This window comes from Candidatus Nitrospira nitrosa (genome assembly GCF_001458735.1).
GTDB classification, from domain to species: Bacteria; Nitrospirota; Nitrospiria; order Nitrospirales; family Nitrospiraceae; genus Nitrospira_D; species Nitrospira_D nitrosa.
In genome coordinates, this window is the sequence record NZ_CZQA01000011.1 from 163,169 (window position 1) to 189,323 (window position 26,155).

The window sequence follows — 26,155 nt, forward strand, 5'->3', positions numbered from 1 at the left end:
GAATTTATGCCGTTGCAATACCGGTAATCAGGAGCTTGGTGAACCCCTGCCGGTGCCCGCGAGTACGTCGGTAGTTCTTGCGGCGTTTCTTCTTGAAAACGGTAATCGATCGAGTCCGTCCATGACGCACAATTTCCGCCGTGACCTTGGCTCCGGCAACGAGTGGTTGCCCGATGAGGACCGCAGCGTCACCATGCACGAGACGAACCTGGTCGAGTTCCACTTGCGCGCCGACATCACCAGGCAGGCTTCCAACCTGAATCGTCGCCCCTGCTTCTACCCGATACTGCTTACCACCTGTTTCTACAATCGCGTACATATCTCTTCTCCAGTCTTGAGGAACGGTTCATTTAACATGTGGGTGTGAGAAGTGTCAAGCCATAGGGAGTGGTTTCACTTGATCAGTGAGCATACACTCCCCCTCTTTTGTGGGCTAGGATCATCTCAGAGCTCCCACGTATTCTTGCGCCACAAACAGTCCCGTCGTCGCTGTGGTAGTGACCGTCATCCCACGACAAGAGAGTGATGAACGCATGGCGCATACCAGCAAGTTTGTAATTCGAACCTATCACCGGATTCCCATTCGATGTGAAGCCTATTACATGGGTGGGGACTTCCTCGGAAAGGGAACCGTCATGAACCTCTGCCGAAACGGGTTTCGTGTACTTGGCGACCATCAAGTCGTACCGGGAATGGAACTCGTTGTCCGTCTTTCTCTGCCGGATAAGGATGCGCCGGTGGAAATCCAACGCGTCGCTGTTCGGTGGGTTCGCGGCCTACTGTTTGGGGCCAGAATCATGACGATGAGTCCGGACGGAGAAGATCGAGTGGCCACGTTTCTGAGTGCTCGCCTTCGTGCCTATTGTGCCTCTTCCTAAATAGCCTATTCAACAAGATACCGGAAGCCACAGTGTGTGCCGAGGACGAATGCGCTCCCATGTTTCGTGATGGCCGTATCGGTCGAGTTGGTCTTGACGCAGGCTGAGGGTTCGTTTGCTTGACCCGAGGTCAGCTGCACGCTATAGTCCCTCACGCAACTCAAGGCAGTACCTTTTTATCCCTCGCTGGAGCGCACACTCATATGTTGGAGCCGGTTGAAAAAATTTGGATGGACGGGAAGTTCGTGCCATGGGGAGAGGCGAATGTTCATGTCCTCACTCATTCACTGCATTATGGGCTGGCAGCCTTCGAAGGTGTGCGCTGTTACAAAGGCAAGTCAGGATCCGCCATTTTTCGGCTTCAGGAGCATGTCGATCGATTATTCGACTCGGCACACATCAGCATGATGGTCATCCCGTACGATAAAAAGCAGATGACCGAGGCCATCGTTGAAACGGTTCGTGTGAATCGACTGGATGCCTGTTACATCCGTCCCTTGGTCTTTATCGGGTATGGGGCGATGGGGGTGCATCCTGGGGACAACCCGATTCGGGTGGCCATCGCCGCGTGGAAGTGGGGGGCCTATTTGGGAGAGGAGGCTCTTGCCAATGGGATGCGTGCTTGCGTGTCTTCCTTTACGCGACACCATGTCAATGTGTCCATGACCAGAGGGAAGATCTCCGGGTATTATGTGAACTCTATCCTAGCGAAGCAACAAGCAAAGGCCGACGGGTATGACGAAGCGATTCTTCTTGATCCGGAGGGGTATGTTGCCGAGGGAACAGGCGAGAACGTGTTCATTATCCGCCGCGGTGTGCTCAAGACGACGCCGTTGACATCGGTGCTGGAGGGGATTACGAGAGATTCCGTCATTCAGTTGGCGCAAGAACGGAACATCAGGGTCGTGGAAGAACGATTTACGCGTGATGAAATGTACATTGCCGATGAAGTATTTGTGACAGGGACAGCTGCTGAACTGACTCCGGTCAGAGAGATCGACAATCGCCGTATTGGGACCGGCACACCCGGGCCGATTACGCGCGCGCTCCAAGACACCTTCTTCTCGATCGTACGCGGGGAAGACACCGCGCATCAATCCTGGTTGACCAAGATCTAATTATCGCGGCGAGCCATTGCTATGCTGCCGGGAGAAGCGAGAAGATCTTCCCGGCCCAGTAGGCGTCCGTTTGTGGAGCGCTAGCAGGTTGCGAACCCCTCGATTATTGCCAGCCCAGTAGTGAGAAGGTTCCGTCCGGCAGTCAAACCACAAGAGCTTCAGGATGCTCAAAAGGCCGTCCAGTAAGGCAGCAGCGAGCGAAGGGGCGAGGCGTGCGCGTCGGTACGTTGAGTCTCAGAGCGATGCGAGAACGCCGCTGGCAGACTTTTTTAACATTCCTGTCAGGCCGTCTCCTGCGATCGATTAGTGGCCAGTGGAGGGAGATTCCCCTGAGGAGGAGTGGGACTCTCCAGATGGCTGAGCAGGCGGTGCAGCCGGAGCAGGTGCCGTCTCGCTCTTGTGGTCGAGGTCAATGATCGTCGAGGAGACATTTCGCTGTTTTGCCAAGATGGCCAAGCTGAGTGACGTCACCATAAAAATGGCTGCAACGAACACCGTCAACTTACTGAGAAAGTTAGCAGGGCCACGGCTTCCGAACACCGTTTGACTCGACCCGCCAAAGGCGGCTCCGATCTCTGCCCCTTTGCCAGACTGAAGGAGAATCGCTCCAATCATCAGAAAACAGATGAATACGTGGACGACCACGATTAGCGTGTATAGCATGAACGTTCAGACTCCGATTGATCGTGTAGTAGAAGTAAGTTGGGCGATTGTAGCAAAGGAGTTCACCTCTAGACAAGCGCCGCCGATAAGTGCACCGTCCACCTGGTCCGACGATAAGAGGGAGGCGATATTCTGCGTCGTCACGCTGCCTCCATACAGAATCCTCGTCCGTTCGGCGACGAGGGGAGAGGCGGTGGCGGCAAGAACAGCTCGAATCGTCCGATGGGCGGCAACGGCTTGCTCGGTGGTAGCCGATCGGCCGGTTCCGATGGCCCAGATCGGCTCATACGCGACGGTGAGGGTTTCCAGGGACTCGGCGGCAAAGCCGGCCAAGCTCTCGTGGATCTGTTGAGCAAGCACATCGTCGGTTGAGCCGGCTTCTCGCTGAGTGAGTGATTCACCGATACAGAGGATCGGGCGGAGTTCATGTGCGAAGGCCGCCTGCAGTTTCTTACGAATCTCATCGCCCCGTTCACCAAAGAGCGTTCGCCGTTCAGAATGGCCAAGAATCACATAGCGGCAACCAAGGTCCTTCAGCATGGGGGCGGAGATCTCTCCGGTGTACGCTCCCTGCGTTTCCCAAAACAGATTTTGCGCCCCGAGCTGGATCGGAGATCCTGGGCCCAAGACCCTGCCGACCGACTCCAATGCCGTAAATGGGGGAGCCACAACCAGTTCCACGCCCGTAGGAGTCTTCGAAAGATGCCGGCTCAGTTCGCCGATAAACCTAGCCGCTTCGGACGCGGTCTTGTTCATTTTCCAATTGCCGACAATGAGCCGTGTACGCACAGGGTTCCTGGGGCTGAGATTGTACTGAAAAATCGTCGTCAGTTCTGGCGGTCAGGCAATGCTGCAAGGCCGGGTAACGTTTTGCCTTCAAGCAGTTCCAGCGCTGCGCCACCACCGGTCGAGATGAATGACATGCTCTCTGACACACCGGCTCGATGAACGGCGAGGGCAGTTTCACCGCCACCGACGATCGTGAGGGCGTATGCATCGGCGATAGCATGGGCCATAGCCAAGGTCCCCCGTGCGTAGGCATCAATTTCAAAGACACCCATTGGTCCGTTCCACAGGATGGTCTTGGCGTTTTGGACCGCCTCATTGAAGAGCTTGACGGAGGCCGGACCAATGTCGAGGGCGTACCACCCTTTCGGAATCTCCTGCACGGGGACAATCTTGGTTTCTGCGCCGATCTCTCGACTGGCTGCAACCACACAGTCGACAGGGAGATAAAACTTGACCCCTCGTGAGAGGGCATGGTCCTCAATGCCTCGGGCAAAATCCAGCATGTCCATTTCGCAGAGCGAGTTGCCGATCTCCATGCCCTTTGCTTTCAAGAAGGTGAACGCCATGCCGCCACCGATAATGACCTTGTCGACTTTCTTGCCGAGATTTTCAATGACTCCGATTTTTCCGGACACTTTGGCTCCACCCAGAATGGCGGCAAATGGGCGCACGGGATTGGCGACGGCTCCCTCAAGGTACTCGATCTCTTTCTTAAGCAGCGCTCCTGCTGCAGCATCCTTGATGTGTTTCGTAATACCGACCGTCGAGGCGTGGGCACGGTGCGCGGCTCCAAAGGCGTCGTTGATAAACACGTCTCCCAACGAGGCCAGGGCCTTCGCGAAATCATCGTCGTTCTTCTCTTCGCCGGCATGAAACCGGAGGTTTTCGAGTAAGAGCACATCCCCGTCCTTCATCTTGGCGACCAGCTTCTCGACGGCCGGTCCCATGCAATCCGGAGCGAAGAGGACTTCTTTCCCGAGCAGTCGCCCCAACCGTTTGGCGACAGGAGCGAGGCTGTATTTTGGTTCGAACGTTCCCTTCGGTCTGCCGAGGTGTGAGCAAAGAATGACTTTCGCGCCCTCATCCACGACACGATTGATCGTCGGCAGGGTGGAACGAATGCGGGTGTCGTCGGTAATCTGTAGCGACTCGTCTAGAGGGACGTTGAAATCCGCTCGAATAATGACCCGTTTGCCACGAAGTTGCACATCATCGATGGTTTTTTTGTGCAAGTTCACGGAAAGCTCCTTGGTGTAGGTTCATTCAGCAGTCAACACTTCGGGATGAGATGAGCGATGGAGCGGGCTCGATCATCCCCGGCGCAGTCAAGTTACGTCGTTGTTGATTTTCCAGCCAGGACCTTGACGAGGTCGCGGACTCGGCATGAATAGCCCCATTCATTGTCGTACCAGGCCGTGACTTTGACCAGGCGCTTGTCGACAACGTTCGTCAGCGGGGCATCGACCGTGGCTGAGTGAGCGTCTCCCTTTTGGTCGATGGAGACAATGGGATCTTCCGAATACTTGAGAATTCCCTTGAGGGGGCCGTCCGCAGCCTTTTTGAATGCGGCATTCACGGAGGCAATGTCACAATCTTTTTCGGTTTCCACCGTGAGGTCGACGAGCGAGACGTTCGGGGTTGGCACCCGAATGGCGAGCCCGTCCAACTTGCCCTTCAATTCAGGGATCACAAGGTGCAGGGCTTTGGCCGCACCGGTGCTCGTCGGAATCATCGACATTCCTGCTGCACGGGCACGACGGAGATCCTTGTGCGGCAGGTCTAGGAGTTGTTGGTCGTTGGTATAGGAGTGGATAGTGGTCATAATCCCGTGCTTGATACCGAACGTTTCCAGCAAGACCTTGGCGACTGGAGCTAAGCAGTTCGTCGTGCAGGAGGCATTCGAGACGATATGATGCGATTTGGGGTCGAACTTGTCGTCGTTGACACCCAGAACAACCGTGACATCGGGGTCTTTGGACGGTGCGGAGATAATGACATGCTGTGCGCCCGCTGATAGATGTTTCCCTGCGGCATCTCGGTCGGTGAAGCGACCGGTCGACTCGATCACGACATCGACATTCAACGACTTCCAGGGCAGTTCCTTAGGGTCCTTGACCGCGAGGACCTTCAGGGGTTTCCCGTCGACGAAGATTTGGTCGTTCTTAGCCTCAACCTCGGACGGGAGGGTGCCGTGGACTGAGTCGTACTTGAGCAGATATGCGAGAGTTTTTGCATCGGTGAGGTCATTGATCGCGACGATCTCGAGGTCCTTGTCTCCTATCGAGGCGCGAAACACGTTGCGTCCGATACGTCCAAATCCATTGATGCCGATCCGAATGGCCATAGTGTAATCCTCTAGGTGCAATTATAGTGTATGTCTGTGGGACCAGACCGTACGATCCGAATGTCGATAGTATCGATGCGCTTTCCTTCTTGTCAAGATAGAACAAGCAGGTGGTGCCTCAAAAAAACGTCAAAATGACCGATGCCTGCACGTCAGAACCTGTGTATCACTTGCGTCCTCTTTCGGCAGTTCGTTAGAGTTCGGCACGCGTTCAATACCAAAGGAATGTGCAATGGCCCAGATCTTATCAGAACAAGCAGCCCAGGTGGTGGAATGGCCCAGAGTTTTGGACTATGTGGCGCAGCAGGCCCAGTCGGCCATCGGCGGTACCAAGTGTCGAACGCTGGTTTTGTCGAGCGAACTTGAAGTGGCGCGTCGCCGTCAGCAGGAGACGACCGAAATGGTGCGTCTGGTGGAAGGGAGTGATCCACCGCCGAGCTTGGCCTTTCCCGATATCCGAGAGCAGCTGATCCGGGCAGAAAAGGGAGGCGTGCTCGAAGTCGGCGAGTTACGGGATTGTGCGATCACCCTGGCCTTGATGGTTGAACTGGAACGCTATGCACAGGTGCATCAAGACGAGATCCAAGCCCTGGCGCAGGTCTTTGAGCCACTGCACCTCACCAAAGGGCTACGGGGCCTTCAACACGCCATTGAGCATGCCATCCAGCCGGATGGGTTCATGAAGGACACGGCTTCGCCCGAGCTACGGCGTCTCACGCATCAGGCGCAAGGCTTAAAGCAAGAGATGCGGGGACAACTGGAGCAGATTCTCCATTCGCGGCGCTATGAGGACGTCCTGCAGGAATCATATTTTGCCCAGCGCGAGGGGCGCTATGTCGTGCCGGTGAAGGCGGATATGCGGGGGCGGATTCCTGGGATCGTCCATGATGTCTCAGCCAGTGGCGCGACCGTCTTTCTGGAGCCGCGCGAGTTGGTTGAGCTCAACAATTCCATCAAGGTGACGGATTTGGAGATCGAGCGGGAGGTACAGCGTATCTTGCGGGAGCTGACGGCGCTTGTGGCGGTCCAAGCGGACGCGATGGCCCAGGGGATTGGGGCGTTGGTGGATTGTGACGTCATCAGGGCCAAGGCCGAGATGAGCCGACGGCTGAAATGTAATCCGATCACGCTGAATGATATGGGCCGTGTCGTGCTGAAACAGGCACGCCATCCGCTGCTGCTCCTTACGAAAGAGCAGGTCGTCGCGAACGATATTCTTATGGACGAGACGATCCGCGTTCTCGTCATATCCGGGCCCAATACCGGTGGCAAGACCGTCACTCTCAAGATTGTGGGACTCTTTGCCCTCATGGTGCGAGCCGGACTGCATCTTCCCTGCGCGCCGGAGTCGGAGATGGCGCTTTTTACCGATCTCTATGCCGATATTGGCGACGCCCAGGATCTGAGTCGCGATCTCTCCAGTTTCTCGGCGCATATGACTCAGATGATTCGACTCCTCTCTGAGCGCACCGACTGTTCGACGACCGACGTTGCCGCTCCACCACGTTCGCTGGTGCTACTTGATGAGCCGGTAACCTCGACGGACCCTCAAGAAGGGGCGGCACTGGCGGAGGCGTTGCTCTGTCGCTTGGCAGAACTCAATATGAAAGTCGTGGCGACCACGCATTATAGGGGGCTTAAAGAATTGGCACAGACCACTCCCGGCTTCGCCAATGCCAGCGTGGAATTTGATGTGGAACGCTTGGCGCCGACCTATCGCGTCTTCATGGGGATGCCTGGCGGCTCCTCCGCTTTGGAGATTGCCCGCCGGCTTGGCATGGACGAGCGTTTGGTGAACGAGGCGCGCAGGCGACTGCATCGCACCGACCAACGGCTCGATCTGATGATGGCCGATCTGCAGCGTACTCAACGTCAACTGGCTGACGATGGGGAGCGCGCGCGGCAGGCTCGGCAAGCGGCTGAGCAGGCGGCCCGTGACGCTGAGGTGCTCCGTGTGCAACTTGAACAGGCTGAACAAGAGGCGAAGCGGGGGCTCAAGAAGAAGATCGGTGAGCAGTTTCAACGCGCACGGGCTGAAGTGCAAGCCACGGTCGATTCACTGAAACGCGAGCAAAAGCTCATCAAAGCCAAAGAGACAAAACAGCGGCTGCATGAGCTGGAAACAAAAGCGCGGCAGGAGCTGCTGCCAGTCACTGTGCCAATTCCACTGGAGCAGCTCGGGGTCGGCGACATCGTGGAAATTACCGGGTTGGGTATGACGGGGAGTTTGTTGGAAATACCACATGGGAAGAAGCGGGTTCGGGTCAAAGTAGGGGAGGGCGAAATCCTGGCTACGGTCTCGAATCTCGTTGGCCTCGCGCGTGAAACAGATGCTACCGCTGCTGCGCCTGCGCCAGTAGCGGCACCTGCGCGGAGAGTCTCGACGAGTAACGGATTAGGGTTAGATGAACAGACCGTCGTCGACGTGCGAGGGCAGGCGATGGATGAGGCTTTGGATCAGGTCGTGGCGGCGTTGGATCGAGCGACGCTGGATGGTGCGCCGTTTCTTCGTGTCATTCATGGCCATGGAACCGGTCGACTCAAATCCTCCCTCCGAGAGTATTTGAAATCATCACCCTATGTGGCGGAGTTTCGCCCGGGTGATCGAGCCGAGGGAGGTGATGGTGTAACGGTGGCGAAGCTGCGGTGAGAGCAAATAGAGCAATCACACCCATGAGATCGCCCTAGAAGAGGATGATATTCTCAGGACATATTGAATGCGATTCTCTAAGCCCCCATGCCGTTCCATCCCGGTGATCTTTACAGCCAAAGGGTATCTGTTCTCCCGTGAGAACAAACGGGAGCATCAGTAGATGCAATATCTCAGAGTCGGCGAGAAGTTGTGAATAATGAGTCGTGGTTCATATGTCTTGCTCAGTATAGCTAAGCCCACAATCAGTGATAGCCTCTCACGAGGTCGTCGAGGGTGGCTTGGTCCTGATACTCGCGGCGCTTCTTGAGGGCAGCAAAATCATGCTCGATGGGGTTAAGGTCGGGAGAATAGGGCGCGAGAAACAGCAGGGTCGCGCCAGTCGCGGCGATGAGCTGCGCTGTTTCGGATGACGTATGAAATGCGGCGTTGTCCATGATCACGAGGTGATGGGCGTTCAGACGCGGGCACAGCTGCGTCTTCAGCCAGGTGTTGAAGACCCCGGTATCGCACGTCCCGTCGAACAGCAAGGGCTCTGCCAGGCGCCCCTCCATGCGAGCGGCCAGGAGGGACGTGCGGGGTCGGCGATGCCCGGAGACCAGGCCGTCCACCCGCTGGCCTTTGGGGGCATACCCATACCGCCGCGCCGTCGACGACACAAACCCGCATTCATCGATGTACACGGGGTGTTTGCCGCGGCGTACGAACCGCTCGCGAAGCCGGAGAAACTGCTTGCGCCGCAGGGGGTCGCGTTCGGAATAGCCCAGTCTTTTTTTTATGGGTCACCCCCAACTTGTGCAGCGCGTTCCAGATACAGTACGTATATCCCCACGGCGGAAGGCTGGCTGTATCTCGCTGGCATCAAGGATGTGTTCACCTGTGAGGTCGTCGGTCATGCCATGGGGGCTCGGATGACGACGACGCTGGTAAGCCAGGCACTGGGAGCGGCAGTGTGGGCGAAGCGCCCCCGTCCGGGACTGATCCACCACTCCGATCGTGGCTCGCAGTATTGTGCTCAGGCCTATCAAGATCAGCTGCGGCAGTTCGGCCTGACCGCGTCCATGAGTCGGAAGGGCAACTGCTATGACAACGCACCGATGGAGAGTTTCTGGGGCACGTTGAAGAATGAGCTCGTGCACCATCGGCGCTACGACACGCGCGAGCAGGCCCGGCGTGAGATCACAGAGTACATCGAAATATTCTATAACCGTCAGCGGCGACATTCTCGGCTGGGAAATTGCTCGCCCGCGGCATTTGCCCAGCAGTGGGTCCGTCAGCAGTCTGCGGCGTGAGGCGGCAATTCATGGCGTCCACTATTGACAACCGCGGTCATAGACCGACGCGGCTCTTCACACCTGTGAAGAGCCGCATATGTATTCGTTGTTGTACAGGGGTGACAACGGTACATTCTAAATATACAGCATTTCAGGATCGACAGTTCCCTCCCCATCATTTGCCGCGAAGTTTGTAAGGCCATTAAATATTGCCATCCTAGTTCCGTTCAGGGCTTTTATCTGATAAGTGACGGTTGCCCCGGCAGTTTTTTTCACTATTTGAACATGTGCCTGCTCTGGCTCGACCTTCAACTTACCGGAGCGAAGGTCGCAGTACATTGTTTCTCCTGCCCAAATCGGCAATTTTGATCCTGGCCTGAAAAATGGAAATTGCTGCATTGTGATGAAGACCGCCGCGCTGGAGATAGCCGGAACCCAAAGTTTAGCGTAGAAGTCCTCATTGGGAAGTTTCACGCACAAGATCGTATCTTTCGAAAGAATACAGGAAAAATCAGTGCTCCCCTGTTTTTCAATATTGTAGTAAATCCCATTCCCGTACACGTAACCGAGTTGCGTTGTGTGCAAGACGTCACTCACTTTCTTGCCTATGACGATCTGGTCACCCTTGATCATCTCATCCATGGTTGAGGGTAGTTCCCCGTCGTGTTTTACGAGCCAGTGTCCCCATTGCCGATCGACGAACGCATGGTGAAGCCAGAATCCGGCATCGCGGGGTGCATGGGCTCGTCCGATCGTCCGACCAAGTTCGGCATGAACGTGATTATGATACCCACCTTCTAGGTCGAGTTGAAACACCTCAAAATCTTTTTGGGTAAAATCTGGGAGTAGATCACCCAGACTGTTTGCGGGGAAATCGACTCGCTTTCCCTCATTGTCGGAGATCTTCTTCAACTCTTCGGGGAATGGATCTTTGAACGCATTCCAGTAAGGAATGGTTACGTCGGGAACTTCTCTTTGAAGACGTTTTTCGAACTCGTTCAGGAAGACACGATGCCAGGCCAGAAACTTTCTTCCAGTATGATCTCCATGAGTGTGGGCTTCCCATTCATGGAGCTTTCCATTTCCGCCGTCTTTGAAGGCGATGGCATGCTCATCCGCGAAGTCGTCCAGGGAAGGTTTCTCGACGCCTTTGAGAAATCCTTCTTTTAAGTTGCGAAATGCACAGATAAAGTTTTCCCATTCAGTTGCTGTCAGGTTTGCCTGGTTTTTTCGTGCCTTCATGGGGTGATCTCCTTATAGTTCTAGCGCGTACAGGGAATAGTTCTTGATCTCAGGAGCAGCTGCCTTGCTTGAAAAATGCTCGTGATGGGACGATGATCGTTTTATTGCTCTGTCGACACCAGGGATCCGTAGGTGTGATTGTCGGTCGTTTTGTGTGGGGATCGAACCAGATATGAACGGTCCAGATTCGCCCATGTTCTGCCCTGGTTGCCTTGTTTTTCAAGTCATCCTTGCTAATACCAAGACAGCCATCACGGTCAATAGTTTTTCCCGCATCAATGGCGCTTTGCTTCAGATCGTCGTCTGTTGCGCAGGTGAATCCACCATTCCCGGGTGAGTGGTGATAGCCTGCCTCATGAATCAACCAAGCGTCAGAGGGAATTCCCGAGAGAGTGGGTATAGCTTCTCCGTTCCGCTCATAGCTAAACGCGTAACCCATTCCAATAATTTCCCAGTGATCTTGGTTGCCCCCGTCTTTGTGAAAAAATAGCTCCGTCGGGTCGGTCAGTTTGCCAGAGGCATTCAAGACTGGGTTCGCCCGTGTCCCTTGAATCATAGTGACACCGTAACCGTTCAGCTCGCCATGGCCTGTGCCTAACAGTCCGGTTGGGTGTGAGTCAAAATATTTCGGATTCTTGCTCTTCTCTGCTGCGTTGAGATGGGGAAACTGAGCGCGGACGGTCTTCGCTGCGATGGCGAGTGCACTGTCATCGGCTTCGAGGCGTACGGTTCCTCCGCAGGAACTTCGGACATCTTCAGCGGGCCGAGGTGTGGGGGGTGGGAGATCGCTCGGTAGTTTGGGGCAATCAGGATCGTTGTTACAGGCTCCGACGTTACACTTGCCGTCTAACCCACAAGCTGGCCCGGTGTTGCCTGTCACAGGGTCAATCTCAACAATGGCCGCTTGTGAGAGATTCGCGATGGACACTACGAATCCGAGACAAGCTGTCAGAACAGTGGTGCTAACAACCGATGATGAATAAGACACGTATGAGTTCATGAACCTTCCTCCTTTCTCAAGCATGAGACGCTGCCTACTTGTAGAAGCACAAGCGATGCCACGAGCTGTGCTTCTGCGGAACGACACTAGGTTTGGAGGTGCGTGATGTTACACGGTCATTGTTGATGAGCGGGGATCTGATTGGAGAGTGAGGTGAGTCTGATTTTGTATAGACAAAAATGGAAGCTGTAGATGGGCAAGACAGAGCGAGTGTCCACTCATTTTGCTAGCTGTACTTTCTACTATCCTGGCTTTAAAGAGTATCTTTTCCGATTCACCATATGTATCTGACTGGATACAGGCTGATGTAGCGACAAGGTGATGCCCCTTTATTTACCCGCAAGTGTTTAGCGGAGAAGGCCCTTTCATCACCCTTCTTTACCGTGATGATAATCCAGCCATGATCATGGAGGTGTACAGTGTGAGTTTCTACGCATGAGGAATCACTGATGGTAAGTAAATAAGATTACAGATAGGGATCAGCGAGTTGCGATGGGGATTGAACGTTGGGTACTTAGCGAGTATCATCCGATCTGATTTTTCTTTAAGAGTTATACTGCCAGGTTCATTTCGAGGAGCATGTCTCCGCAGGCTTTTTACTTCGCTCCACTAGCAAGTTCTCTCTGGAATCGACTTTGCAAGGTTCCCGTCAACATCGAATATGCACAAGCTTAATCATCGTGAGGAGGGTATGACTGCTATGCCATATCTGAGGGACAATTGGGAATTTGAAAGAGGGGATCTTTCCGGCTTTTCGACTGAAGGACTCTGCAGAGTAGCGAACACTTTTGAGGCCTTTCGGGGCACGCAGGTGTTTCATCCTGTCAGCGGAAATTTTTTTGCTGTGTTGGATGATCCTCGCAAAGTGGACGAAGACGGCGCGCGTGTGGTGAAGCCGAGAGATCCTATGCCAGCCGCGCTGTCGCACTTAACCTTCACGCCGGATGTCAGTGGGCAGACCACACTGGCGGTCGATGGCGCGATATTGGAGTGCCCCGACGTGACGATCGAAGCAGGACAGGCTTTGTGGTTTCATTGGGCCTTCTTACGGTTTGATTGGTCACCCGCGAACGACTTTGCCATGTTTGCGGCCTACGAAAAGGGGGCTGCCCAAGAGCCTCTGTACAAGGCGTATTTGGCGCAATCGCTTGAATTGGAACGTCAGCAACGGTGGTACACCAATTGGGAGGCGTTTTCGTGGCGTCCGACCAGACGGTTCTGCGGGAGTCTACGGTGGATCGTGGCGAACGGTATCTCCACATCGATTCCCTTGCCGAGACCGGGGGGCGATGCTCGTCCATCGGCTCTTCTGCTCGACTGCATCGCACTCGCATAGGACCGGCGACAAGAGAGAAGGAGATTGAATTCAATGGATAAGCAGTATGCTCAGGCGACACCACAACGATGCACAGGGCGTGGGCTGATCTTCGCGCTCGGCATGATAGTAATGCTGGTAACCGGATGTACACATTCACGAACCATTCATGCCGACGTCGTCGCGTTGGATCAACAACTAGTCTACAACCGATTCGGTTCGATGAACCCGTACGGCATGATCTACGCACTCAAGCAGGATGTGGTGAATGCGGCTGACGGCTCATCCATGACGGAGCGGTCGAAACCGGGCGAAGTCCGTCTTCGAGATGGGAAGCGACCCCGCCCACTGGTGCTGCGTGTGGCTCCAGGGGATCATTTGGTCGTGCATTTCACAAATATGTTGTCTCCCGAACAGCCTGACCTGAGTTCGAAGCACTGGCCTCCACCCTACACGAACCTGAATAAGCAAGAGTTAGATCCATTGCCCGGAGAAGGTGAAGAGGCGGAAACGCCTGGTTCGCGAGTCGATGGAGAGGCGGGGGCGAAGGGGTGCGGTTCGGAACTTGCCACGGGTCATCCCTCTAATCCTGCAGACCGTCGCAATGATTGGCCGCGAACGCGTTGTGCCTCGATTACGGTGTCCGGCCTAACGTCGATAGGGAATACATTCGACCCCAGCGCAACCGGCATCGCCGGAATTGCCCCAGGTCGATCGATCACCTATCAGTGGGATATTGCGCCATCAGCCAAGCCCTCGACGCATTTGTTTTTCAGCAATGCGGCGCCAGCCGGCGGTGAAGGCGATGGAGGAAGCTTGGTCCATGGCTTGTTTGGGGCGCTCCATGTCGAACCGAAAGGGAGTGAGTGGTATCGAAGTCAGACGACGAAAGAGGAATACGAGCGTGTGAGAGCCCAGCGCCAGGGATCTGCCCTTCTGAACTATGAGGCGGCCACACCGGATGGGACCCCTATTCTCAATATGCTCAAACGCCGTGCAGCGCTGGAGTATGACCTCGTACACGGAGATTTAAACGCGATCGTCGTCGATCATAAACATCCGGACTCACCCGCTTTCCGGGAGTTTACTGCGGTGTTTCACGATGAACTGAAAACGTTCTATCGCGATGAGTTCACGGAGCTGGAGCAATCCTTTACCTTGGCTGGCGTCCGCGACGGTTTCGGGATTAACTACGGCGCGAGCGGCATGGGTACGATTCTGCTCGCGAATCGAAAGGGCATCGGTCCAGCTAAGAATTGCGTCGAATGTGCCTACGAGGAATTCTTCCTGGAATCATGGGCAAACGGAGACCCGGCACTCTTGTCTGAATTTGCCGATGATCCCTCCAATGTCCATCATTCGTACCTGAATGATCGCGTGGAATTCCGAAATCTTCATGCCGGCCCGAAGGAAACCCATGTCTTTCATTTGCATGCGCACCAATGGTTGGCTCAGCAAGAGGAGCGCACCGGGACCTATCTCGATTCGCAGACCATCGCGCCTCAACAGGGTTTCGTCTATCCGATTTTCTACGGTGGAAGCGGGAACCGGAATAAGACGCCGGGCGATTCGATTTTTCACTGCCATCTCTATCCGCATTTCGCGCAAGGGATGTGGGAGTTGTGGCGCGTGCACGACGTCTTTGAAGACGGCACACGTCGATTGCCGGATGGGGAGCTCGGAGCAGGCACTGATCCCAAAACCGGAATCACGAATCTTGGGACCGGCACGCCGGTGCCGGCCGTCATTCCCTTACCTGGCCAAGCGATGCCACCGGTGCCTCTGTATGGGGCCGACCAGAACCCTGGCTTTCCGTTCTTTATCCCGGGGCAGGTTGGGCATCGCGCGCCACAACCACCGATGGACATGGTGCGGGACGGCGGCTTGCCGCGGCATGTGGTGATCGGCGGGACTCGATCCGTCTCTCATCTGACGCATGCTCAGATGCAAGCCGTGCCGGAAGCCCAACGGGGACGCGAAGTGTTGAATCGAGCCCTATCCACGGGGGATATGACGGTCAAGCTGGAGTCGGCACAGATCAAGATTCTTGCTTCAGGTGGTACATCGGAGGAGCAAGCGGCGATGGCGTTTCATGCGAAGGCATCCGGCCATCCGAGCGTCAAACCGGATGGAGTGCCGGCGGTCTACGAAGTCAACGGACGAACGCCTCAACCAGGCGCGCCGTTTGCCGACCCCTGTGACGTCAATGTGGCGAAGTTGGCCGGACAAGTGGATCAGGACGGGAAGCTTCTGTACCGCGATTACGATGTGTTAGCGATCGATGTGGATATGGTGGTGAATCACGATGGGTGGCACGACCCGCAGGGGCGTATTAACGTGCTGGATCAGGATGTGCCGAACTACCTGGACCCTCAAGGGAAGGCTCGCGTGAAAACGGACAAGGCCAAGCCGTTTTTCTTCCGCGCCAACTCGGGTGAATGCATTCGGTATCACCATACCAATCGTAGCTCCCATGAGCTGGAGTTGGATGATTTTCAGGTCAAGACACCGACGGACACGATCGGCCAGCACATCCATCTGGTGAAGTTCGATGTGATGTCGTCGGATGGGTCCGGCAATGGATGGAACTATGAGGATGGTACCTTTGCACAAGGGGCCATTCGTGAGCGTATTGAAGCCTCGCATCAACCCGGCGGCCGAGCCGTCGACGCGCAGGGAAATCCGATCGCGCTCGCCGTTCCTGGTCCAGACCAGTATCAAACAACCATTCAGCGCTGGTTTGCCGATCCGCTCATGGAAGATCTCAAGACCTGTGAGGCAAGCGGAGGTGTGCGAGGCTTGCCGTCACAGGCGCCGAAAGCTTGTCGAGATCGGACGATTCGCACGGTCTTTACCCATGATCATTTCGGCCCATCGTCGATTCAGCATCATGGGTTTTACAGCGCCCTCTTAGTCGAACCGGCTGGTTCGCAATGGTTGAAGCCCAACGGCGATCCGCTGACGGGCGGCGTCGGCACACAGGCGATGATCGTGCAGGCACAGGATCAAACCATGCATCAGGATCATCGGGAGTTCGCGCTTGCCGTCGCAGATTTTGCGCTGCTGTACGATCCACACCGTCAGCATGGTGAAGCTCCACTGCACGGCAAGCTCCAAGGTATGCAGAATTTGATGAAAAAGGCCCGTGAGGCAAAGATCGATGAACCGACGGTGAAGGCGATCGAGCACCATGCGGAACACTACTGGAAAGACCATGGGTGGCCGGTCGATCCGCCCTCGTTGCCGGAGGCCATTTCGAAAGATCATCACAATCCCTATCTGGTGAACTATCGGCATGAACCGATTCCGTTGCGTATCGGTGAGCGTGAGACAGACGGCAGTATCAAACGGCAGAAATCGGGACTCGAGGGCGACCTGGCCCTGGCGTTCGACTCACGGCTCCATGGTGATCCAGCATCGGAAATATTCGAGGGCTATGAGGGGGAACTGACCCAATTACGCGTGATCCAAGGCGCGCAAGAGGTTCAGCACATGCTCAATATTCACGGCATGCGGTGGCCGCGTGAGATTACCAACCCCCAGAGTCCACTGGTCGCGGCGCAGGAGATCGGGATCTCGGAGCATTTCGAGCTCAAGCTTCCACTCGCGAACGTCTTCCGTAGGGTTCCTCTGGCCGACTACTTGTACGACTTTGGCTCGGTGGATGATCTCTGGAACGGTGCCTGGGGACTCATCCGCAGCTATAACGGGACGGAGGCGGGCGATCCGCAAGGCATCGAGCCGATGCAGTACGCAGGCTTATCGATCAATCAACAGAAGGAAAAATCGTGGTATCGGCCGATCAAGCATCGCCTACGTCCGTTGCAACCTGATGGTTCAGGAAAGGTGTCGCTTGCGCCGGGCCAGGACTATCTCAACGGTACCTGTCCGATTCCTGCAAACCTGGAACAGTTGAACGGGAAAACGAGCGAGGTGACGTTCTATATCGATGCCGTGAGTATCCAGGACTGGATGGGAACCTCACTGCCCTATGACCGACAGACGGGCATTTATGATCCGAACGCACTCGCCTACGTGCTTCTCGAACGTCTCCCGGTCGGGGTTGCACCACTGACCGATCCGGAGTTGGAGGATCGTCGCGCCAAGTTGAAAGAGTACTATCGCGCACGCCTGAACGATCCTGCCGTGAAGACACCGATCGAGCCGCTGGTGTTGCGGGTGAATGCAGGTGACTGCATGAAGGTGCAATTGGCCAACCGCTTTCCCAAGAAGCTGGGCGATGATCCAGGTGATGCCTTGATGCCGAAGATCGTGTCGCTCAATGTTGATCGAGATCTTGAAGGCGGAGGTGCTGAGAATGTGCAACCTTCTTCATTCGTCACGATACATCCACAACTCGTTTCATACGATGTGTCGAACTATAACGGTGCGGCAGTCGGGTTCAATGGAGAATCGCCGGTTGCGGCTGGAACATCGGGTACACCGTCATATTGGTATGCCGGTGTGGTGAAGCTGGACGGCAACCGCTTGAAGCACGAACCTTATGAGTTTGGTCCGGTCAATCTGACGTCATGGGGGGACATCATCAACCATCCGTCGCACGGTCTTGTCGGGACGCTGATCGTCGAACCAAAGGGATCGACATATCACGACCCATCGACCAACAAGCCGGTGCCGAATGGCGGGATCTCTGCGGTCATTCGATATCCCGATGGAGAAATGACGCGCTCGTTCCGTGAACATGTCGTGCTGTATCGGGATGGGTTGAATCTCTATCAGAAGCAATCAGGTGAATTGCCCAAGCCGATAAGGGATTGCCGTATCTGCGACGATTCCTATGATCTGGGTGACAAGGCGTTCAACTATCATGCGGCGCCGTTCTTTGCCCGGCTGGGGCAAAAAGACGACGCCAATTTGAACGAGGCGTTTTATCCGACCGATTTCTTCACACCCCAGTACAAGCCGATTCCGACGACGGAGTATCATGCCAATCCTGGTGAAGAAGTGCGGTTTCGCGTCCTGCAACCCCATGGTCGCGCTCGGCAGCATGCCTTTTTACTCTACGGGCACGACTTTGCAGATCTCTTGCCGAACTATGGATCGGCGCATAGTCCGTTGATTTCGGTCGGTAAGGCGATGACGGTGACGATTCCCGCTGCGCATGAAGGGTATTGGCTCTATCGCGACGGACCGAATCACATGTGGTCCGGTGGACTCTGGGGAAGCTTTACGGTGGGCACACCGAACGCCCCAACTCAGTAGCAGCTCTACAGATTGGGCAGCCGATGCAGCGGACGTTGGCTGCCCAGTCATTTTCAGCGTCTCTTGATGGTCACTAAGTAATTAATAGCCTACTGGAAGATCATCGGATCTCGCGGGTAAGTCTTGTGTGGGTGTGGATGAGGTTATTGATCATTATGCCTAAGTGAGACCCCGTTGTCTGTTACTCCCTCAGAGTGCTAGTATTGACCACTGAGAGAAGTTCTACGCAAGACGGTCAGAGAGTCATGACCGAGCAATGCATTGGCGCGAGGTGAAGGAGGACCACGATGAAGCCTACCGCGACGGAGCGAAACTCGCCGAAACCCTCCCTGCATGCCAACAAAGGAATCGCCTCCGATGACGAGAGCCCTCGACCATCTCCAGACGTGAACCCGAACAGCCCCGATGGGCTTGCGAAGGTCCAAGAACTGCTCTTTGGGACACAATACCGTGAACATGCGCAACGCATCACGCAGCTTGAAGAATCGCTCACGCGCGTGGCCACCGAATTGACACAGAAGTTGAATAGTCGATTTGATTCGCTTGAATCGGCTATCAAGCAACAGGTTGAAGTGCTGATGGCTCAGATCACGAGCGAGCACGAGGGCCGGGTGCAGTCCATTGCTGGTCTTGTGCATGACCTGAAAGAATTGGGAAAGACGGTCGCCACTAGTACTGCTCAGCTGGATCAGCAAGCCTCGACAAAAACTCGTGAATTGCACCAGCGCATTGCCGATCAACAGCAGACCCTGTCGACGGAGATGCAAAAGAAAAACCAAGAGCTTTCGACTGCCATGGAGGCAGCCTTGGCGGAGTTGCGTCGCGAAAAAGTCACTCGCGCCGTACTCGCGGAATTATTCGAAAAATCGGCGCAATCGTTAAGTGGAGACCTGGCTCACGCTAAAGGGAAGTGAAGGACATATGGCCCCTCTATAGAGTTGAGAGGGGAACTAAGTCAGTGTGATTCCAATCGCCTGGATGTTTTGCCAGAAGTCGTGGGCGCCCTAGTTGACTCGAATCTTCCTCACCACCGGAGCAAGGCTATGCCTGACCTTCAGGAACAAACCCCGAAAGCTCCACCCCAAGACGGGAATCTCGAAGAACTTCAAGCATTGCTGCTGAAGAAGGAACGAGACCGACTCGACCTACTCGAAGCGGAACGGGGACGAGTCGATCGACTCGAAGACGGCCTCAACCAACTTGACCATCACCTCAGGAATAAAGTCGTCGATGCCACTGCAGTTGCCAAGGTGTTGCCGGACGCGATCCGTCAACGTTCTAATTCAGAACAGGACCAGGATCTTGAAGAGTCCTTGGAATCCACATTTGTCTCCACTTTTAAGCGCACCGTTAGTAGCGATAACTCTCGAGATCTCATTGCAGAGGTGATTTCCCCTGTGATGATGCCAGCCATTCGAAAAGCGATTGCGGGCGCTATGGAGGATATCGCGCAGTCCATGAATCGAACGTTGGATCACAGAAGGCTGGTCTGGCGCTGGGAGTCGTGGAGAACCGGCAGGCCGTTCTGGGAAGTTGTCTTGGAGCATACCGTGAAGTACCAAGTGGAACGAGTGTTTCTCTTCTTCAAGCAGGATGGGGTACATCTCGTGGATGTCCACCGCCATGATATACCGCCCTTTGAGCTGGGTAAGGAGGACTTGGTTTCCAGTATGTTCTCCGCGATCCAGACGGCAGTGCAGAAATTTGGCCAGGACGAGTTTCAGGCTTCCGAAGACGCTTCCTGCAAAACCTTCGAATGGGACGATGGCAAGAAGGTATGGATCGAACACGGCCCGAAGGCCGCTTTAGCCGCGGTTGTCCGAGGTGTACCCCCGCCTTCACTCCGTCCAGCACTCAGGGATGCGCTGGATTCCATTCATTGGAAGTTGGAAGAAGCCCTTCAGAATTTTCAAGGCAACAAGAAACCGTTTGAGGCTGCAAGACCCTATCTGGAGTCCTGTCTCCTCCAAGAGAAGAACGATCTCCTAAACGAGGCAGGTTCAGCACGTGGCCGCCTGTCGCCAGCGTTCATGGTTATGCTGGTGTTCCTACTGATCGCGCTCATCTGGGGCTTCACAAGTTACCTGGAATGGCGGCGAGAAGCAGATGAAAAACAGCGATGGGCTCATTTCCAAGACAAGGTTAGGGAGAAGTCTGGAATCCACGTCACATCTGTTGTTGTTGGCGACGGAAAGAATGGGAAGACCATTGTGTATGGGTTACGAGATCCAATCTCCGATGAGCCACAAGAAATTGCTCAGGAGGTAGGGCTGTTGTACGAAATGATAGACTTTCGGCTGGAGCCCTATCACTCGCTTGCACCGCAACTGCTCAGACGGCGCCTCCATCAACTCGTTCAGGAGATCGAGAAACAGCAGTTTGACTTTGAAGCGGGGAGCTGGTCGCTTGCGTCTGCGTCTGAGTCGACCCTGCAGACGCTGCTCGGGGCGCTTCGAGAGGGCGATACACTTGCTCAGCAACTTGGAAGTCGAATGCGTGTGGAGATTCATGGCAACACCACTGAAGAAGGTTCGGCAGAGACGAATCAACGACTTGCACTCGCCCGTGCGCAACGGGTCGTATCTGCTCTCAGAGGAGAACGCTTTCAGGTCACCGACTTTCTGCCGATTGCGGATTCGGTTGAAGCTTCAGCAATTGCAGATAGCCAGGACTTTAAACTCCTGCGGGCTCGACGAGTGTCGTTTCTTGTCATCGTCAATGATTCGGGATCAGTGGGGGCTAGGTCATGATGCAAGCCCAGAATAGTAAAAGTAAAAAAATATGCTTAATGGGGGCGAGCGGTGTTGGAAAAACCTCGCTCGTCAAGCGACTTGTCGAAGAAAAATTCGATGAAACCTACCGGACTACGATTGGCGTCCACATAGATCAGAAGCCTGTTACCTGCGATAACGAACACGTTAATTTAATTATATGGGATCTTGAAGGAAAGGATGATCCACGATCAGGATACTCCCCGACATATTTGAGTGGGGCACGGGGATACATGCTGGTGGCAGATGTCACACGTCCTGACACGCTTGATATTGTAAAGAGGTTGCTTTCAACTGCCAATCTTCCTTTTGTATTGTTGCTTAACAAATACGACATCCTTCAATCTCCCACGGTGACCAATCGTGCCATTGAAATCTTTGGTGATGGTGCCAAGATTTTTGGGACGAGCGCCAAGACGGGGGAAAGAGTGAATGAGGCATTTGAGCACTTAGTTAGACAGATGCTCAATGCGGACAGACCGAAATAGTTATAGACGTGCTCATTGAAAATGAGGACATGCGATCAACATGGACCCCAAAGGTTCAGAGCCGACAAATTCTGGAGGCAGCCCTGAATCCACACAGGCCGGGGTGCTTTCGTCCAACGAGCGAGCCCTGTTCGATGATCTATTTAGGGCCTTGGATAGCCTCGTGCTTGAGCGATCCACAGACGGGCAGGCATTTCGTCCGATCCACACAATGCCGGAATGGGCGCACTGTCTCATCACCAAGGACTCGGACCAGCCCGGACGAGATCTGTGGATTCCACGATCTGCTTTTCTTGAGTTTTATATGCAGGAAGCTAATCAGTGGTGGGATCAGCATGAGGGCGGAGCATTGCCTCCAGCTCCTTGGGAAGAGCCTGGGCCCTCAGACGCTCCTCTCGATCTCGAAGTCACAGTAACTGCGATCGGCCATCGGAAATTGTTGGTGATCAAGAGAGGTGCGCCAAGTCGGAGGGCCTATATTCAGCTTATGCGAGAGATGAAACTTAATCTCAATCAATCGCCACCTCTCTTTTGATGTAAAAATCTTTTCTAAGTCAGCACAGCCAGAGACATTGCCAGATGCTCACCGATCCCTCACATGAGAAGTCTGAAGATGATGCGGTAGGGCAATATCACTTTGTCAGCTATTCACGACGTGACAATGCGTTCATGAAGAGATTGAAAGATGAACTTGAGAGTGGAGAGCCACCATGTAGAGTCTGGGTTGATCAAAGTGAAATGAAACCAGGCCCTTGGCCACGACAACTCGAAGATGCCATCGATAGTTGCTGTAGTTTCTTGTTGGTTGTCAGTGAGGAGAGTAACAAAAGCCCTGATGTTGCAAGAGAGCTTCATCGAGCTTCCGAGGGTGGTAAACCAATTATTCCCCTCATTCTTGATAGCAAAGTCAAGGCTCCATTTCAGGCCGGAGGCTATCAGTCTGTGTACTTTTTGCGTGGCGGTGATTTTGGTAAGGGGCTAGCCCAATTACTAAAACTTCTCGGAGATCTGGAGCTAGGAAAATCTTTCAAGAAACAGGAGCCAGTGCACCAGGCTCCTCTCACAACCCCTATTATTATCAATGCCCCCCCGCTGGTCACGCCAACCTATTTTCAAGGTCGCACCGACCAACAGCAGCGTATCGAGGAATTCTTATCTGATAATACCAGAACTCTACTCTGGATCAGTGGCCGGGCAGGATCTGGTAAGACAGCACTTGCCTGCCGTGTTCTGGAAAGAGTCCAGCGAGGAGTGTGGGCTGATTCGAGAAGAAAAAGCGATATCGATGCGATTGCCTATGTTGATCACGCGCAGCATGCTCGGTCTGACTGGCTCACGCTGTTTAACAAAGCTCGCCGTCTTGTAACACCAAGAGGTGTAACGGATCCTCAAAAACCAGCACAGAGACACTCCCGCACATTCGACATTCAGAATTTACTGACCGACCTTGCTGATCGCCGCGTTGTTATCCTCATTGACCATATTGATGATCTCATCGATCTGCAGATCTATAATATAAGGGGCCAATATATTAGGGATGCCTTGCGGGCAGTCCTTACCGCTACGACACATAGACTGAAAGTAATTGTAACCTCCCAGATACTCCCACGTGATTTGCAAACGGCTCAGCAGGCAAGATGGTTTACTCTCGACCTCGCTGGAGGCCTACCAGAACATGATGCCATGCAATTGTTCAGGATGTTGGATGAGGATGGGACTCTTGGCCTTCAGAGAGGTGATGAATCACTCTTGACAGAACTCTGTAGACGCACGCAATGCAACCCTGGCGCGATCGAGCGGCTGCATACGATGGTTGTGATCAATCGCTCCACTACTCCTAAAGCCATCCTCCAGGATAAAAAGCATTTCCTTCCTAAAGAAGTTTTGGATGCGATGATCGCGAGGAGGTATGCCTGTCTCGATGCACCTTCGAAGACCATGATGCAGATATTGTCGTTATGCAATCGTCCGGTCAAGGCTGATGCCGTGGTCTCGGTGTTTCGTCTCTATTACACAAAGGTCGACCATCCAGCGATTGATCCAGACGAGATCCTGAAACAGCTGGGTAATATGCAACTCGTACAACAGCGTGAGCAAGGGTATTGTCTTCTGGCTGCGGATCGATGGTATGTAGAATCACAACTCTCAGGTGATGCATCCTCACCGATTGATGATCCTACAGGCGTTCACCTTGACCGGAAGACATTGTACAAGCGACATGCCGACTATATAGAGCAGCAGATTTCCTCCAGCGGACCAATGATGTGGCGCGGATTATCCACTTATCAGCTTGAACGGTTGCACTACTATCGCTTCAATGGAAAAGACTACGCATCTGCGTTCGATGTACTCGAACGACTTGAACCTCAGCTGCTTGCGGAGGAGCGGTCAGTGGAGCTGATAGAACACTGCGAACAGTTAATTGGCAAGCTTGAGGACTCTACACGCTCACGCCAGCTATTTGACATGCTTGCACGGACTCATCACCGATGCGGAGAGCTTGATCGTGCAGCGGCTTGCTATGAGGGAGGACTGAAGTGCGTCCGAGATACGGGAGATCTGAATAGGCAATGCTTGTACCTTGGGAACCTAGCCATTTGCAAACAAGAATCCGGTGATCTTGTTCGGACTACCCTCTATTGCATGGCAGCTCTTGAATTAGCGGGGCAGATTGGAAATCGCGTATGGGAAACTCATATTTGGAATATCATTGGCGAGGTGTTGGCCAGCTTGGGTCGGATTTCCGCTGCCATACGAGCGAGTATACGTGCGTTGAAACTCGCGCGCGATAACCGCGAGCTGGAAGTTGGAGTGATGGGGATATTTGAAGTGGTTGCCCTGGCAAATCTCGGTCAACATCATGAAGCTCAGGGTAACATCGACCAAGCAGACGATCAATGCAACCGAGCGTATGAGTTTGCGGAAAAGATCAAATTTCAACTCGGCAAAGCTACCGCGAAACGAAACCTGGGGATACTCGATCTAAACCAGGGGAACTATAAGCAGGCATCTAGACAACTTACAGAGGCTATGCAACTGGTGAAGGGTGCGCAGAACGTCCAACTTCAGCAAACTATCCTGATTGAACTGGCAGCGGCTCAACTGATGGACAGCAAGCTGGGTGACGCGGAATTGACGGTCAACACAGCAGTAGCAATCAACACACCATTCTTTACCCCCGAAGCATATTCGCTGCGAGGGATCATTCTCCAGCGGCAGGGGAAGGTACAAGAGGCCGCCGAATCCTTTCATCATGCACTGAAACACGCGGAGGTAGTTCTTAAGCGAACACCTCGGTATTACCGCGGGCTTGATGTGATGGGGTTGAGCTATAGCGGTCTAACGCTTGCGGAAGAGACCGATGAGTACATCGATAAAGCGGTTGGGGCCTACGAAGCTGCGCGTTTCATTGCCGATGAGCCCGGTATTGTACGGCGCAGACTTCTCCTCTTTAGCGCACTGGCGAAGGATAAATCGGAAAAGAAGTTAGTTCTAGTACGAAATGCTATTAGTCCAACACATTGATGTGGTTGGGATTACCTTCGTTCAATCTGGTGTTCCGGGCCTGGAAAATCAGCGCACGCTCAGTTCTGTTATCTGGGATCGGAAAGACGATGTATTTTTTAAGATCTAATTTGTCAGCACTAACTCCACGGCTTATGAATACAGGTTGTATTTTCCCCAGAATCTCGTCAGTGAAGGTTGCCAATGTGGCACGATCCCAAACCTTGGGTCTGTTAACTTGTTCGACGAAACTGAGTACCCAGTCCTTGGCTATGTCGGTGTGAGCTCCCGGATTGGATACTAGGTAAACGGCTGATAAATCTTGATACAGAGATGGGCTGTACCTGTGACTGTCTGAGACTGGTGCGAGGCTAGATAGCAGATAGGGGCCGCCATTCTTCTGGATCCTGGAAAACTGACCAAGAATGGTTTGTGCTCGTTCGTAGCTGTAGTACTCAAGGATTTCTTCAGCCCTAGGCGCTGAGATGTTTCTTCTAACCGGGAGATGGATTACGTTTAGCGACTCTGAGCTGTGTTCCGGTGTCAGTCTGCCAAGGTCTGGAAATTCTGTCAGACAGGCTGAAATGATTGCAATGTAGAGCGGCTTAGTCTGGGCGGTTGGAGGTGACGCGAATAGGACGTAGCTATAGAGCCCATAACCAGCTGTTTCGGCTTGATTATCGACCAGGAGCGTTCTTCCTGTCCGTTTAGTCTGAGCTTGATGGTTCTCCGAAGGACTCAGTTCGCCATACCCCATGCTGCAGGCCACGAACACACCTGCTATTACGGTAAGTGTCAACGCACTGATCATCTGTGACCAGATCCGGTGTGAGCCATTGGGGACAAAACAGCCTGTAGTTGAAGGTATCTTGTCATGTGCTCTCATGTATCGTCCT

19 protein-coding genes and 1 pseudogene are annotated in these 26,155 nt (G+C 54.1%); 11 read left to right on the top strand and 9 right to left on the bottom strand.

What is annotated here, in order from left to right:
- Window positions 1-4: 4 nt before the first annotated feature.
- Window positions 5-319, bottom strand: coding sequence for a 50S ribosomal protein L21 (gene rplU, locus COMA1_RS17540; protein WP_090750832.1), 315 nt, complete (start codon window positions 317-319; stop codon window positions 5-7).
- 214 nt (window positions 320-533) lie between these two features.
- On the opposite strand from rplU, the gene COMA1_RS17545 reads away from it, so the two are divergent.
- The gene (locus COMA1_RS17545) at window positions 534-878 is read left to right on the top strand and encodes a PilZ domain-containing protein (RefSeq protein ID WP_090750833.1); all 345 of its coding nucleotides are present in this window, start codon (window positions 534-536) and stop codon (window positions 876-878) included.
- A gap of 203 nt (window positions 879-1,081) precedes the next feature.
- Window positions 1,082-1,996 (top strand): branched-chain amino acid transaminase, encoded by a 915-nt coding sequence (locus tag COMA1_RS17550; protein WP_090750834.1) that lies wholly within the window; start codon window positions 1,082-1,084, stop codon window positions 1,994-1,996.
- Window positions 1,997-2,299: 303 nt separating this feature from the next.
- On the opposite strand, the gene secG is transcribed toward COMA1_RS17550, so the two are convergent.
- The 4 genes from secG to gap all read right to left on the bottom strand — a co-directional run bounded on the left by secG (window position 2,300) and on the right by gap (window position 5,792).
- Window positions 2,300-2,659: a preprotein translocase subunit SecG gene (secG, locus tag COMA1_RS17555; RefSeq protein ID WP_090750835.1), complete on the bottom strand. Its 360-nt coding sequence runs from the start codon at window positions 2,657-2,659 to the stop codon at window positions 2,300-2,302.
- Between the two features lie 6 nt (window positions 2,660-2,665).
- The gene (tpiA, locus tag COMA1_RS17560) at window positions 2,666-3,448 is read right to left on the bottom strand and encodes a triose-phosphate isomerase (protein WP_090750836.1); all 783 of its coding nucleotides are present in this window, start codon (window positions 3,446-3,448) and stop codon (window positions 2,666-2,668) included.
- Window positions 3,449-3,486: 38 nt separating this feature from the next.
- Entirely contained in the window at window positions 3,487-4,680 is a 1,194-nt protein-coding gene (locus COMA1_RS17565) for a phosphoglycerate kinase (protein ID WP_141654406.1), read from the bottom strand.
- Window positions 4,681-4,778: 98 nt separating this feature from the next.
- A complete protein-coding gene (gene gap, locus COMA1_RS17570) occupies window positions 4,779-5,792 on the bottom strand; it encodes a type I glyceraldehyde-3-phosphate dehydrogenase (RefSeq protein WP_090750838.1) in 1,014 nt (337 codons plus the stop codon).
- Between the two features lie 232 nt (window positions 5,793-6,024).
- Between gap and COMA1_RS17575 the strand changes: the two genes are divergently transcribed.
- The gene (locus tag COMA1_RS17575; RefSeq protein WP_090750839.1) at window positions 6,025-8,442 is read left to right on the top strand and encodes an endonuclease MutS2; all 2,418 of its coding nucleotides are present in this window, start codon (window positions 6,025-6,027) and stop codon (window positions 8,440-8,442) included.
- A 245-nt stretch (window positions 8,443-8,687) separates the two neighbouring features.
- On the opposite strand, the gene COMA1_RS17580 is transcribed toward COMA1_RS17575, so the two are convergent.
- Window positions 8,688-9,221 (bottom strand): IS630 family transposase, encoded by a 534-nt coding sequence (locus COMA1_RS17580; protein ID WP_090750840.1) that lies wholly within the window; start codon window positions 9,219-9,221, stop codon window positions 8,688-8,690.
- A gap of 39 nt (window positions 9,222-9,260) precedes the next feature.
- On the opposite strand from COMA1_RS17580, the pseudogene COMA1_RS17585 reads away from it, so the two are divergent.
- Window positions 9,261-9,734, top strand: a pseudogene (locus COMA1_RS17585) (IS3 family transposase); the annotation flags it as partial.
- A 117-nt stretch (window positions 9,735-9,851) separates the two neighbouring features.
- On the opposite strand, the gene COMA1_RS17590 reads toward COMA1_RS17585, so the two are convergent.
- On the bottom strand, window positions 9,852-10,958 hold the full coding sequence (locus COMA1_RS17590) for a tyrosinase family protein (RefSeq protein ID WP_090750841.1): 1,107 nt from the start codon (window positions 10,956-10,958) through the stop codon (window positions 9,852-9,854).
- Between the two features lie 49 nt (window positions 10,959-11,007).
- Window positions 11,008-11,958 carry a hypothetical protein gene (locus COMA1_RS17595; protein WP_090750842.1) on the bottom strand — a complete coding sequence of 317 codons (951 nt, stop codon included), beginning with the start codon at window positions 11,956-11,958 and terminating at the stop codon, window positions 11,008-11,010.
- 691 nt (window positions 11,959-12,649) lie between these two features.
- Here COMA1_RS17595 and COMA1_RS17600 point away from each other — a divergent pair.
- From COMA1_RS17600 to COMA1_RS17630, 7 genes are all read left to right on the top strand, one after another.
- Window positions 12,650-13,294 carry a hypothetical protein gene (locus COMA1_RS17600; protein WP_141654399.1) on the top strand — a complete coding sequence of 215 codons (645 nt, stop codon included), beginning with the start codon at window positions 12,650-12,652 and terminating at the stop codon, window positions 13,292-13,294.
- Window positions 13,295-13,327: 33 nt separating this feature from the next.
- The gene (locus tag COMA1_RS17605) at window positions 13,328-18,496 is read left to right on the top strand and encodes a hypothetical protein (protein ID WP_090750844.1); all 5,169 of its coding nucleotides are present in this window, start codon (window positions 13,328-13,330) and stop codon (window positions 18,494-18,496) included.
- 287 nt (window positions 18,497-18,783) lie between these two features.
- Window positions 18,784-19,410 carry a hypothetical protein gene (locus COMA1_RS17610; RefSeq protein WP_090750845.1) on the top strand — a complete coding sequence of 209 codons (627 nt, stop codon included), beginning with the start codon at window positions 18,784-18,786 and terminating at the stop codon, window positions 19,408-19,410.
- 129 nt (window positions 19,411-19,539) lie between these two features.
- Window positions 19,540-21,246, top strand: coding sequence for an OmpA family protein (locus COMA1_RS17615; protein ID WP_090750846.1), 1,707 nt, complete (start codon window positions 19,540-19,542; stop codon window positions 21,244-21,246).
- On the top strand, window positions 21,243-21,755 hold the full coding sequence (locus tag COMA1_RS17620) for a Rab family GTPase (protein ID WP_090750847.1): 513 nt from the start codon (window positions 21,243-21,245) through the stop codon (window positions 21,753-21,755). The genes COMA1_RS17615 and COMA1_RS17620 overlap by 4 nt, the downstream gene beginning before the upstream one ends.
- A gap of 40 nt (window positions 21,756-21,795) precedes the next feature.
- A complete protein-coding gene (locus COMA1_RS17625; protein ID WP_090750848.1) occupies window positions 21,796-22,290 on the top strand; it encodes a hypothetical protein in 495 nt (164 codons plus the stop codon).
- Between the two features lie 44 nt (window positions 22,291-22,334).
- Complete coding sequence (locus tag COMA1_RS17630) at window positions 22,335-25,280, top strand: TIR domain-containing protein (RefSeq protein ID WP_090750849.1); 2,946 nt, start codon at window positions 22,335-22,337, stop codon at window positions 25,278-25,280.
- Here COMA1_RS17630 and COMA1_RS17635 read toward each other — a convergent pair.
- On the bottom strand, window positions 25,264-26,145 hold the full coding sequence (locus COMA1_RS17635) for a hypothetical protein (protein WP_141654400.1): 882 nt from the start codon (window positions 26,143-26,145) through the stop codon (window positions 25,264-25,266). The genes COMA1_RS17630 and COMA1_RS17635 overlap by 17 nt on opposite strands.
- Between the last annotated feature and the right edge of the window lie 10 nt (window positions 26,146-26,155).

Coding starts and splice junctions, on each gene's coding strand:
- COMA1_RS17610 (WP_090750845.1), top strand. CDS start 18,784: ATGAAGCCTACCGCGACGGAGCGAAACTCGCCGAAACCCTCCCTGCAT.
- COMA1_RS17595 (WP_090750842.1), bottom strand. CDS start 11,958: ATGAACTCATACGTGTCTTATTCATCATCGGTTGTTAGCACCACTGTT.
- COMA1_RS17625 (WP_090750848.1), top strand. CDS start 21,796: ATGGACCCCAAAGGTTCAGAGCCGACAAATTCTGGAGGCAGCCCTGAA.
- secG (WP_090750835.1), bottom strand. CDS start 2,659: ATGCTATACACGCTAATCGTGGTCGTCCACGTATTCATCTGTTTTCTG.
- COMA1_RS17615 (WP_090750846.1), top strand. CDS start 19,540: ATGCCTGACCTTCAGGAACAAACCCCGAAAGCTCCACCCCAAGACGGG.
- COMA1_RS17550 (WP_090750834.1), top strand. CDS start 1,082: ATGTTGGAGCCGGTTGAAAAAATTTGGATGGACGGGAAGTTCGTGCCA.
- COMA1_RS17600 (WP_141654399.1), top strand. CDS start 12,650: ATGACTGCTATGCCATATCTGAGGGACAATTGGGAATTTGAAAGAGGG.
- COMA1_RS17590 (WP_090750841.1), bottom strand. CDS start 10,958: ATGAAGGCACGAAAAAACCAGGCAAACCTGACAGCAACTGAATGGGAA.
- COMA1_RS17575 (WP_090750839.1), top strand. CDS start 6,025: ATGGCCCAGATCTTATCAGAACAAGCAGCCCAGGTGGTGGAATGGCCC.
- gap (WP_090750838.1), bottom strand. CDS start 5,792: ATGGCCATTCGGATCGGCATCAATGGATTTGGACGTATCGGACGCAAC.
- COMA1_RS17605 (WP_090750844.1), top strand. CDS start 13,328: ATGGATAAGCAGTATGCTCAGGCGACACCACAACGATGCACAGGGCGT.
- COMA1_RS17545 (WP_090750833.1), top strand. CDS start 534: ATGGCGCATACCAGCAAGTTTGTAATTCGAACCTATCACCGGATTCCC.
- COMA1_RS17630 (WP_090750849.1), top strand. CDS start 22,335: ATGCTCACCGATCCCTCACATGAGAAGTCTGAAGATGATGCGGTAGGG.
- COMA1_RS17635 (WP_141654400.1), bottom strand. CDS start 26,145: ATGAGAGCACATGACAAGATACCTTCAACTACAGGCTGTTTTGTCCCC.
- COMA1_RS17620 (WP_090750847.1), top strand. CDS start 21,243: ATGATGCAAGCCCAGAATAGTAAAAGTAAAAAAATATGCTTAATGGGG.
- rplU (WP_090750832.1), bottom strand. CDS start 319: ATGTACGCGATTGTAGAAACAGGTGGTAAGCAGTATCGGGTAGAAGCA.